Consider the following 10638-nt stretch of genomic DNA (forward strand, 5'->3'; position numbering starts at 1 on the left):
GTTCAGATATCCACCTCGACCTCGTCGCCGTGGATTTCCATGAGCTCGCGGCGCGCGGCCGCCTCGCCCTTGCCCATCAGCTTGGTCATCAGGCTTTCGGTGAAGGAGAAATCGAACGTGCCGCCCACGCGCACCGGCAGCAGCCTGCGGGTGTCGGGGTTGAGCGTGGTTTCCCACAACTGCTCGGCATTCATCTCGCCCAGGCCCTTGAAGCGGCTGATCTGGCACTTCTCGCGCGGCACGCCATCCTTGGCGCATTTGTCGAGAATGCTTTCGAGCTCCGCCGCATCGAGCGCATACACCTTGGCCGCCGGTTTCTTGCCGCGCGCCGGAACATCCACGCGAAACAGCGGCGGGCGCGCCACGAAGATGTGGCCCGCGTCGATGAGCTTGGGGAAATGGCGGAAAAACAGCGTGAGCAGCAGCACCTGGATGTGCGAGCCGTCCACGTCGGCGTCCGAGAGAATGCAGATCTTTCCGTAGCGCAGGCCGCTCAGATCGGGACTGTCGTTCGGGCCATGCGGATCGACACCGATGGCCACCGAAATGTCATGCACTTCGGTGTTGGCGAACAGGCGGTCGCGATCCACTTCCCAGGTATTGAGCACCTTGCCACGCAGCGGCAGGATGGCCTGGTTCTCCTTGTCGCGGCCCATCTTGGCGCTGCCGCCGGCGGAGTCGCCCTCGACCAGGAACACCTCGTTGTAGGCGATGTCGCGGCTCTCGCAATCGGTGAGCTTGCCGGGCAGCACGGCGACACCGGAACCCTTTTTCTTCTCGACCTTCTGGCCCGCGCGCTGGCGCGTCTGCGCCGCCTTGATGGCCAGTTCCGCAAGCTTCCTGCCGAAATCGACGTTCTCGTTCAGCCAGAGTTCCAGCGACGGGCGCACGAAGCTGGAGACCAGGCGCACGGCGTCGCGCGAATTCAGGCGCTCCTTGATCTGGCCCTGGAACTGCGGATCAAGCACCTTGGCCGACAGCACGTAACTTGCGCGCGCGAACACGTCTTCGGGCATCAGCTTCACGCCCTTGGGCAGCAGCGAATGCAATTCGATGAAGCTCTTCACCGCCTGAAAGAGCCCGTCGCGCAGGCCGCTTTCGTGCGTGCCGCCGGCAGTGGTGGGGATCAGGTTCACATAGCTCTCGCGCATCGGGGAGCCTTCCTCGGTGAAGGCCACGCACCATGCCGCGCCTTCGCCTTCGGCGAAGCTCTCGTTGTGGCGATCGGCATAGCCTTCGCCTTCGAAGAGCGGAATCACCGGGTCGGCATTCAAGGTCTGGGCCAGGTAGTCGCGCAGGCCGCCCTTGTACTGCCAGGTCTGGGTATCCCGGGTCTTTTCATTGACCAGCGTGACGCTCACGCCGGGCATCAGCACGGCCTTGCTGCGCAGCAGATGGGTGAGTTCGCCCATCGGCAGGGCCGCCGACTCGAAATACGATGCGTCGGGCCAGACCTGAACCGTCGTGCCCTGTTTGCGCTCGCCCGCCTGCAGCGCGCGCGCGACGAGCGGCTCGATCACGTCGCCGCCCGAAAACACCAGCCGGGCGGCCTTCCCCTCGCGGTGCGTGGTCACCTCAAGACGCTTGGACAGCGCATTCGTCACGGAAACCCCGACCCCATGCAGCCCGCCCGAGAAGCTGTATGCGCCGCCGCTGCCCTTGTCGAACTTGCCGCCCGCATGCAGCCGCGTGAACACGAGCTCGACGACGGGCGCGCCTTCCTCGGGATGCAGCCCGAACGGAATACCGCGGCCGTCGTCCTCCACGCTCACCGAGCCGTCGGCGTACAGCGTGACCTTGATCTTCTTGCCGAAACCGGCGAGCGCCTCGTCGGCGGCATTGTCCAGCACTTCCTGGAGGATGTGCAGCGGGTTGTCCGTGCGGGTGTACATGCCCGGACGCTGCTTGACAGGCTCCAGTCCCTTGAGGACGCGAATCGAGCCTTCAGAGTATTCGCTTGCCGGATTGGATGCAGGTTTGGTTGCCATGGCGGCGCATTGTAATACTGGATATAAAGACAGGTTGATGCAATTTCCCAGCCCGGAGCGGGCTGAAGCCTCGCGTCAGCGGAAACGGCATGTTTTAGCTACATTTGCGCAAATGCAAAACGAATCTAAAAAATTGTCCATGACGCAGGTGCTTGCCTGCGGCGCATCCATCGTCACGCTGTCGATGGGGATTCGCCATGGCTTCGGCATGTGGCTGCAACCCATCACGCAGGAAATGGGCTGGACCCGGGAGACATTTGCCTTTGCCCTGGCCATCCAGAACCTGGCCTGGGGCCTGTTCGGCATTGTAGGAGGCATTGCCGCCGACCGCCTGGGAGCGTTCAAGGTGCTCATCGGGGGAGCCGTTCTCTACGCTCTGGGTCTGGCCGGAATGGCCCTGTCGCCGACTCCGGGATTGTTCGCGCTCACCACCGGCGTGCTGATCGGGGCCGCGCAGGCGGGCACGACCTATGCCGTGATCTACGGCGTGCTCGGTCGGCAGATTTCCGCAGACAGGCGCTCGTGGGCCATGGGCGTGGCCGCGGCCGCGGGCTCCTTCGGGCAGTTCCTGATGGTGCCCATCGAGGGTCAGCTCATCCTGCAACTGGGATGGAAGACGGCGCTGCTGATCCTGTCGATCGCCGTGCTGCTCATCATTCCGCTGGCGTTCGGGTTGCGCGAGCCGGGCTTTCACGGCTCCGGCAAGGTCCAGCGCACGCAAAGCGCGCTGGCGGCCTTCAAGGAAGCCATCCGCTACCCCAGTTTTCTGCTGCTGACCGCCGGCTATTTCGTCTGCGGATTCCAGGTGGTGTTCATCGGCGTGCACATGCCGAGCTACCTCAAGGACCACGGCCTGTCGCCGCAGGTGGCCAGTTACGCGCTCGCGCTGATCGGCCTGTTCAACGTGTTCGGCACCTACATCGCGGGAACCCTGGGCCAGAAGATGGCCAAGCGGCACATCCTCGCGTTTATCTATTTTTCGCGCGCCGTGGCCATCACGATCTTTCTGCTCGTGCCGCTCTCGCCGCTGTCGGTCTACATCTTCTCTGCGGTCATCGGCGCGCTGTGGCTGTCCACCGTACCGCCGACCAACGCCATGGTGGCGCAGATCTTCGGCGTGCAGCACATGTCCATGCTGAGCGGCTTCATCTTTTTCAGCCACCAGATCGGCAGCTTTCTGGGCGTCTGGCTGGGAGGCTATCTCTATGACAGGACCGGCAGCTACGACGTCGTCTGGTATCTGTCGATCGCGTTGGGCATATTCGCCGGACTGGTGAATCTACCCGTACGCGAGCATGCCATTGCTCGCACGACGGCGCCGCAAGCGATATAAAGGCATCACGGCCCGATCAGGGCGCCCGATTTCCTGAACGAAATGCAGATCATTGTCCGCGATACCGCAGCAAACCAGCCCAGGCCCGCCAGGCGCCTGGGCCTGCGTCTTGGCGCGGCAGCGCTCGTTGCCGCCGTGCTTCTGGGCGTGTTTTCGCTGTATGCGCGGCCGGATTTCCTGGTCGCGCTGGCCGATCAGATGTGGTCGTGTTTCTGAACATGGTTCCACACCCCGGCAAACGCCCGGCCGGCGACTGGATTGCGGCATTCATGAGTTGATGAATAATGGCCCGCTCTTTCGCGCCGCCCCGCCTTACCGGCAAGACTTGCTCTCCCATGCTCCCCAACTCCGCCCATTCCACCGCAGAACACGCCGCGCTTCACCCGCCCTCCGACTGGGTCACACGCTGGTCGCGGCTCATCGCCAAGGATGAAAACGCATGCGTGCTCGACGTGGCCTGCGGACCGGGACGCCATATGCAATGGCTTTCGCAGGCAGGCCACCGCGTGACGGGAATCGACCGTTCCCCCGAAGCGCTTGCCAGCGCGGGCCGGTTCGGCGAGGTGATCGATGCGGACATCGAGAGCGGTCCCTGGCCATTGCCGGGACGCCAATTTGCATCCGTAATTGTCACGAATTATCTCTGGAGGCCCATTTTTCCGGCCATCCTCGCAAGCCTTGCGCCCGGCGGCCTGCTGGTCTACGAGACCTTTGCGGTCGGCAACGAGTCCGTGGGCAGGCCCGCAAGGCCTGAATTTCTGCTCAAGCCGGGCGAATTGCTCCAGCTCTGCGCCGGTTTGCGCGTCATCGCCTACGAGGACGGATTTCTCGACGCGCCCGCCCGATTTGTGCAGCGCATCGTCGCAAGGCGCGAACCTTATCCCGCGACAGAGTTATTCCGAGCCCGCCTGGGCAACTCTGTCTAGTTAGAATGCTTCTTTCCCGTTATTACGGCACGGACATGACATCTCCTAGCGCTCCCCTGACCGGCAGCATCGTTGCCCTGGTCACCCCCATGCACCAAGACGGCGGTGTGGACTACCCCACGCTGCGCAAACTGATCGACTGGCATATCGCCGAAGGCACGGCCTGCCTCGGCGTCGTGGGCACGACCGGCGAATCACCCACGGTCAACGTGCAAGAGCATTGCGAAATCATCCGCGTCAGCGTCGAACAGGCCGCCGGCCGCGTCCCGGTCATGGCCGGCTGCGGCGCGAACTCCACGGCCGAAGCCATCGAACTGGCCCGCTTCGCCAAGAGCGTGGGCGCCGACAGCCAGCTGCAGGTCGTTCCCTACTACAACAAGCCGACGCAGGAAGGCCAATACCAGCATTTCAAGGCCATCGCGGAGGCCGTGGGCGATCTGCCGATGTACCTGTACAACGTGCCCGGCCGCTCGGTCGCGGACATGCACCACGAGACCGTAATGCGCCTGGCGCAGGTGCCCGGCATCGTCGGCATCAAGGAAGCGACAGGCAACATTGAACGCGCGCAATGGCTGATCCGCGAAAAGCCGGCACACTTCTCAGTGTACTCCGGGGACGATCCCACGGCCGTGGCGCTGATGCTGTGCGGCGGCCAGGGCAACATCAGCGTGACGGCCAATGTCGCGCCCCGCCTGATGGCGCAGCTGTGCGAGGCCGCCATCGCGGGCGATGCGCGCAAGGCCATGGAAATCCAGTTCAAGCTGATGCCGGTGCACAAGAACCTGTTTGTGGAAGCCAACCCCATTCCCGTGAAGTGGGCGATGCAACGCATGGGCCTGTGCGGCGGAACGCTGCGCCTGCCCATGACCACAATGAGCCAGAGCTATGAAGCCGTGGTGGAAGCATCGCTGCGCTCGGCGGGCCTCCTCGGTTGATTCCGGGCAAACGGCACGTGCGACCCGCTCAGCACCGCTACTCAACGGCACTTCCAAATTAGTGAGGAATTTCGCGTGAACGCTACGACACGACTTGGCCTGCTGGGCCTGGCTTTGGCTTTGTCCGCCTGCTCCGTACTGGAGAGCGACAAGATCGACTACAAGAGCGCCAAGAAAGGCGCGACACTCGAAGTGCCGCCCGACCTGACGCAGCTCTCGCGCGACACGCGCTACACCGTGCCCGGCGGCGCGGTGTCCGCCAACGCCTTCGAAGCCGGACAGGCACAGAAACCCACGGGGCCCAACACGGCGCCCACGGAAATCGGCGACGTGCGCATCGAGCGCGACGGCAACCAGCGCTGGCTGGTCGTGGACCGCCCCGCCGACAAGCTGTGGGAGCCCGTGCGCGACTTCTGGCTTGAGAACGGATTCGTGTTCACCCAGGAAAACTCCGAGCTCGGCATCCTGGAGACCGACTGGGCCGAGAACCGCGCCAAGATTCCGCAGGACATGATCCGCTCGACCATCGGCAAGCTGTTCGACGGCCTGTACTCCACCGGCGAGCGCGACAAGTTCCGCACCCGCTTCGAGCGCAACGCCAACGGCGGCACCAACATCTTCGTCAGCCATCGCGGCATGATCGAGGTCTACAGCAACCAGCAGAAAGATGCGACGGTCTGGCAGCCCCGCGCCGTCGATCCGGAGCTGGAGACCGAATTCCTGCGCCGCATGATGGTCAAGCTCGGCGTGAGCGAGGCCCAGGCCAAGGCGGCCGCGGCTTCCGCACAGGCCGCTCCGGCTGCACCCTCGGTCAACGTGACCAGCGCCAATGGCGTGCCGGTCATCCAGCTCGATGAAGGCTTCGACCGCGCATGGCGCCGCGTCGGCCTGTCGCTGGACCGCACCGGTTTCACCGTGGAGGACCGCAACCGCACGGAAGGCGTGTACTACGTGCGCTACGTCGCCCCGGATGCCAACAAGAAGGAGCAAGGCTTCTTCAGCAAGCTGTTCAAGGGCGCTCCGGATGCGGTTCCGCCGCTCAAGTACCGTGTCGTGGTGCGCAGCGAAACATCGCGGAGCACCGTCTCGGTTCTCAATGCCGCCGGCGCGCCGGAAACTTCGGCCAATGCCGATCGCATCCTGCGCGTTCTCGCGGATGACATGAAGTGAGTCTCGCATAGCCGGCTTCTCCATGGACGACAGGGAAGCCCGCTGACTGGAATGCGCCCGTTTCCACCATCCGTTTTCCACCGCCCAGCGTCTGGAATACGAACGGTGCAAGCGAGGCGCATTTTTCATTGCCATCGCGGCATGCACCCGGCCTTCCTCCCTGGCTGCGCCCCCATCATCGCTCACCGAACATGCTGCGTTTCAAAAGCCTGGGCAGCGGCAGCTCAGGCAACTCCACCATCGTCGAAGGCCGAAACGGCCACGCCACCCGGAGGGTGCTGGTCGATTGCGGGCTCGGCATCCGCATCACCGCTCAGCGGCTTGGCGAAGCCGGCCTCGGTATTCCGCAGATTGACGCCATCTTTATTACGCATGAGCATTCCGACCATATCGGCTGCTTGGCGGCCCTGGCGCTGCGCCACGCCATCCCTGTATGGATGAGCCGTGGAACCTACGCGGCCATCGGCGAACCGGATCTTCACGGCCTGCTGCATATCGCGGAGCACGGCGAGTCTCTGGATTTCGGCGCGATGCAGCTAGAGCCCTTTGCCGTGCCGCACGATGCGCAGGAGCCGCTGCATCTGCGCGTCACGGACGGCAGCCATCACATCGCGCTGCTGACGGACCTGGGGCACCCCTGCCTCACCGTCGCGCCCTACATCGCCGACTGCGACGCCCTGCTCATCGAAGCCAACCATGACGCCGGGATGCTGCGCAATGGCCGTTACCCGGCCTTTCTCAAGCGCAGAATCGCAGGCGACAAAGGCCACTTGTCCAACGACCAGACAGCCCAGCTTCTACAGGGAGTTGACAGGCACAGGCTGCAACACGTGGTGGCCGCGCACCTGAGCGCGGAAAACAATCGCCCCGACATTGCGCAACAGACACTGGCTGCGGCCCTTGGCCGCGACCCTCGAGATATCGACGTGGCCTTGCAGCGTTCCGGCTCCCGCTGGGTGCAGGTTGGCAACTAGACGCCCGGTTGCCCGGAACCGGCCAACAGGCATGCCCCGTCCCATGCACCGAAAGCGAGCCGGCAAAACCATTGGGTTGAAACACCGCTATTCAGCCCATTCAAGTCCATTGGATATTGAGAAGAATCCTCTGATATCCCCTGATGGCTACCTGATTATTGAATTTGGTGTTGGAGCAGAATTTTTCATTTTGCCGCCACCAATAACAAAACGATACAGAAAGGATTTATTCATCAAGCGGCGAGCTGACGCCATCCGCTGATTCACCCCAAAGATTCCATGAGCAACAAAAAGGCCCCGGCCTTTCGGCGGAGCCTTTATGGAGCCTTGGACAAAAGCTGGCTTTTTCACCAGCTCTTGTTGTGAGGACTCGATTACTTTGCAGCAGATGCAGCAGCGTTGGCGGCTGCATCGGCAGCGGCCTTGGCGGCATCAGCGGCGTTGTCGACGGCAGCGCTAGCAGCATCGACCGTGGCAGAAGCCGCTGCGGAAGCCGCTTCCACAGCTGCGGAGGCAGCTTCGGTAGCGGCAGTTGCCGCCTGGCTTGCGGCTTCGGCAGCCTGTTCGGCGGCAGGAGCAGGTGCTTCGACAGGTGCAGGAGCAGGAGCTGCTTCTTCCTTCTTGCCGCAAGCGGACAGGGCGACGGCAGCAACCAGAGCAGCGAGAACAACGGAGTTCTTCATTTCAATTTCCTATTTGGACAGTCAGATCAGATTTGATTAGCCCTTATGCCCACCTCTTGCAAAGCAATGCACAAGGCCGAACGGGGTAGACAATCGTTCATACACCCCATTTTTTGCAAACTTCAGCCGCCTATTATAAGAATTATTTGATGAGATAGAGGGTTATCCCGGCGAGAGTTAAAAGTGTTTACATTACTGTGACTTTTTAGTCACAGCCCCAATATCGTCGCGGGGAAACCGGGGCGACTTTTGCCGGCGATCCACTCACGCAGCATTTCATGCAGCATCAGGCATTGCTGCGGGTCGGAGCTGGCAACGCCCCGGCTGCGCTCCACGTCGCGCCGCTGCAGCGACCAGCCCGGAGCCCACAGGACGCTCGGCACGTCGGACGTGTTCCGAGCAGCCAGCAGCCGGCATTCGATCAGATGCCCCCAACGCACGCGCCATTGCGCAAAGCGAGGGTGGCGCACGCGCACGGATTCGAAATCGCCCGCGAGCAAGAGACATCTGCGCGGGCTGCGGCCGGCAGCCGCGCCCCCCGCCGAGGCCCAGGTGTCGAGAACGTCCAGCATGTCAAGCTCACCCAGAGGCCAGTCGTGGAAATCGGGATCGCACAGAATCAGTTCACGCCACCCCTGACGGGCCGCGCAGCACAAGGCCTGCCGGATATATCGCCGGAACTCCGACGGCCCGTCGAACGGGCCCGAAGGCGGCTGGTCGCAACTTTCCGAATCGATCTCAGTGCCATCAGCCATGACCGGCCCTTTCATTCGGAATCAGGCGGGCGGCAACGCGCGCAGCCAACCGTCATCAAACCAGGATTCCAGCAAGGATAGCGCTTCCTCGCTCGCCTTGCCCAGTTCACGCGCCGACAACTGGCGCTGGTCGGCCAGCCTGCGCATGAGCGTGGCGTCGCGCCCCGACGCGAGGTAGCTCTCGCCGTTGAGATACACATGCCGCTCGTCATACATCATGCGGGAGCGGCGATCCAGCGTGACGCCCAGTTGCCGCAGATCGGGCTCGTCCGATGGCGGATCGAACCAGACATTGCCCTTGGGTTCGGTCAGCGCCTCACCGAGCGCACGCTCCAGCACCTGCGATTTGGCCAGCGCGCGCAGCACGCCCTCGCGTGCAAACTCCTGCAGCGCCAGGGGAACCCGCCCAGGAGCCTCGACGGCCTCCTGGCGCGGATCGCGGTAGATGGGAGAGGCATCCGCTTCACCCAATGCGTCGGCGATGCGCAGCAGCGTCTCGCGCGCCAGCTCATCGCGCTGCGCCGAGCGAAAGCCGATGGAATACGTCATGCACTCCCCCTCCGCGATGCCATCGTGCGCCCAGCGCGGCGGCAGATACAGCATGTCGCCGGGTTCGAGCACATATTCCTCCTCGGGCTCGAAGTTCGCCAGGATCTTGACGGGCATGCCCTCCACGAGCGAGGGATCGCGCTGGCGGCCGATGCGCCAGCGGCGTTTGCCGTGCGCCTGGAGCAGGAACACGTCGTAGCTGTCGAAGTGCGGCCCCACGCCGCCGCCATCCGTGGCGTAGCTGATCATCAGGTCGTCGAGGCGCGCTTCCGGCACGAAACGGAATTCATCGAGCAATGCGCGGCCCGCGGCGTCATGAAGATCGACGCCCTGCACCAGCAGCGTCCACTCGCGGGTGCCAAGCGGGGGCAGCGCGCGTCGCTGGAACGGGCCGTGCTTGAGCGACCAGCCGCTTTTGCGCTGCTGGATCAGGCGGGATTCGACGCCATCGCGCGACGCCAGCTCGAACAGGGCGGCCCGGGGAATCGGCGCCTCGAAGCCGGGGATGGCCTGGCGCACCAGCAAGGGCTTCTTGTGCCAATGACTGCGCATGAACCGGGCCGGCGACATGCCGCCCAGCAAGGGGGTGATTTTCTGAACATCCATGGCGTGAGGAAGGCCGCGTTGGCGGCCATCGAATGAACTGCGACAATTCTCTTATGGAAATCACTCAACAATGTGTTGTCGCACTGACCTGGGAGCTCAAGGATACGCTGGGCGATGAGCTGGACGTGCTCGACGAACCCGTCGAGTTTCTCGTCGGAGGCGACGATCTGCTCGCACGTATCGACGAAGCCCTGCAGGGCCACAAAGTCGGCGATGAACTGGCATTACACCTCGAACCGGAAGAAGCCTTCGGCGAATACCAGGAAAACTTGATCTTTCTGGAGCCCCGTGACAAGTTTCCGGCGGATATCGAAGAGGGCATGACCTTCGACGGCGCCGCCCTGCCCGCGGGCCTCAATCCGGAAATGCCGAAGGATGCGCTCTACACCGTTGCCCAGCTCTATCCCGAGCACATGGTGCTGGACGGCAACCACCCGCTCGCCGGCATCGCGCTGCGGATCAAGCTGCGGATCCACGCGATCCGCGATGCCACGGAAGACGAGGTCGGCCGCGGCTCGGCGGGTACCGGATTCTTCCGCATCCAGCCCCAGGCGCCTGGAAGTCCCCTGTTGCATTGAAAGGCGGCGGCTGGCGGCGCGCCGCAACCATCCTTTCGAAAAAGAAAAAGGCGGATGCGCGAAACGGCGCTCCGCCTTTTGACCCAAGAACGCGCTCAGAGCTGCTAACACGACCCAGCAAACCGAAGGTTTGCGATCGAG

12 protein-coding genes are annotated in these 10638 nt (G+C 63.4%); 8 read left to right on the plus strand and 4 right to left on the minus strand.

Features of this window, described 5'->3' with window-relative positions:
• Positions 1–2 precede the first annotated feature (2 nt).
• Positions 3–1988, minus strand: coding sequence for a DNA topoisomerase IV subunit B (locus ABWP92_RS06125; RefSeq protein ID WP_353234475.1), 1986 nt, complete (start codon positions 1986–1988; stop codon positions 3–5).
• 112 nt (positions 1989–2100) lie between these two features.
• Here ABWP92_RS06125 and ABWP92_RS06130 point away from each other — a divergent pair, with 112 nt between their 5' ends.
• From ABWP92_RS06130 to ABWP92_RS06160, 7 genes are all read left to right on the plus strand, one after another.
• The gene (locus tag ABWP92_RS06130; protein WP_353234476.1) at positions 2101–3321 is read left to right on the plus strand and encodes an MFS transporter; all 1221 of its coding nucleotides are present in this window, start codon (positions 2101–2103) and stop codon (positions 3319–3321) included.
• Positions 3322–3363: 42 nt separating this feature from the next.
• A complete protein-coding gene (locus ABWP92_RS06135) occupies positions 3364–3537 on the plus strand; it encodes a hypothetical protein (protein WP_353234490.1) in 174 nt (57 codons plus the stop codon).
• A gap of 119 nt (positions 3538–3656) precedes the next feature.
• Positions 3657–4247 carry a class I SAM-dependent methyltransferase gene (locus tag ABWP92_RS06140; protein WP_353234477.1) on the plus strand — a complete coding sequence of 197 codons (591 nt, stop codon included), beginning with the start codon at positions 3657–3659 and terminating at the stop codon, positions 4245–4247.
• Between the two features lie 35 nt (positions 4248–4282).
• Positions 4283–5182 (plus strand): 4-hydroxy-tetrahydrodipicolinate synthase, encoded by a 900-nt coding sequence (dapA, locus tag ABWP92_RS06145; protein ID WP_353234478.1) that lies wholly within the window; start codon positions 4283–4285, stop codon positions 5180–5182.
• Positions 5183–5257: 75 nt separating this feature from the next.
• Complete coding sequence (bamC, locus tag ABWP92_RS06150; RefSeq protein ID WP_353234479.1) at positions 5258–6352, plus strand: NlpB/DapX family lipoprotein; 1095 nt, start codon at positions 5258–5260, stop codon at positions 6350–6352.
• Between the two features lie 191 nt (positions 6353–6543).
• Positions 6544–7326: an MBL fold metallo-hydrolase gene (locus ABWP92_RS06155; protein WP_353234480.1), complete on the plus strand. Its 783-nt coding sequence runs from the start codon at positions 6544–6546 to the stop codon at positions 7324–7326.
• Between the two features lie 31 nt (positions 7327–7357).
• On the plus strand, positions 7358–7588 hold the full coding sequence (locus tag ABWP92_RS06160; protein ID WP_353234481.1) for a hypothetical protein: 231 nt from the start codon (positions 7358–7360) through the stop codon (positions 7586–7588).
• A 112-nt stretch (positions 7589–7700) separates the two neighbouring features.
• Here the strand turns inward: ABWP92_RS06160 and ABWP92_RS06165 are convergent, their stop codons facing one another.
• The 3 genes from ABWP92_RS06165 to ABWP92_RS06175 all read right to left on the minus strand — a co-directional run bounded on the left by ABWP92_RS06165 (position 7701) and on the right by ABWP92_RS06175 (position 9919).
• The gene (locus ABWP92_RS06165) at positions 7701–8009 is read right to left on the minus strand and encodes a hypothetical protein (RefSeq protein WP_353234482.1); all 309 of its coding nucleotides are present in this window, start codon (positions 8007–8009) and stop codon (positions 7701–7703) included.
• 209 nt (positions 8010–8218) lie between these two features.
• Positions 8219–8764, minus strand: a complete 546-nt coding sequence (locus tag ABWP92_RS06170; RefSeq protein WP_353234483.1) for a hypothetical protein — start codon at positions 8762–8764, stop codon at positions 8219–8221.
• A gap of 21 nt (positions 8765–8785) precedes the next feature.
• A complete protein-coding gene (locus tag ABWP92_RS06175) occupies positions 8786–9919 on the minus strand; it encodes a JmjC domain-containing protein (protein ID WP_353234484.1) in 1134 nt (377 codons plus the stop codon).
• A gap of 53 nt (positions 9920–9972) precedes the next feature.
• Here ABWP92_RS06175 and ABWP92_RS06180 point away from each other — a divergent pair, with 53 nt between their 5' ends.
• Complete coding sequence (locus ABWP92_RS06180) at positions 9973–10497, plus strand: FKBP-type peptidyl-prolyl cis-trans isomerase (protein ID WP_353234489.1); 525 nt, start codon at positions 9973–9975, stop codon at positions 10495–10497.
• The last annotated feature ends 141 nt before the right edge of the window (positions 10498–10638 follow it).

Source organism: Diaphorobacter ruginosibacter, from assembly GCF_040396215.1.
Taxonomy (GTDB): domain Bacteria; phylum Pseudomonadota; class Gammaproteobacteria; order Burkholderiales; family Burkholderiaceae_C; genus Diaphorobacter_A; species Diaphorobacter_A ruginosibacter_A.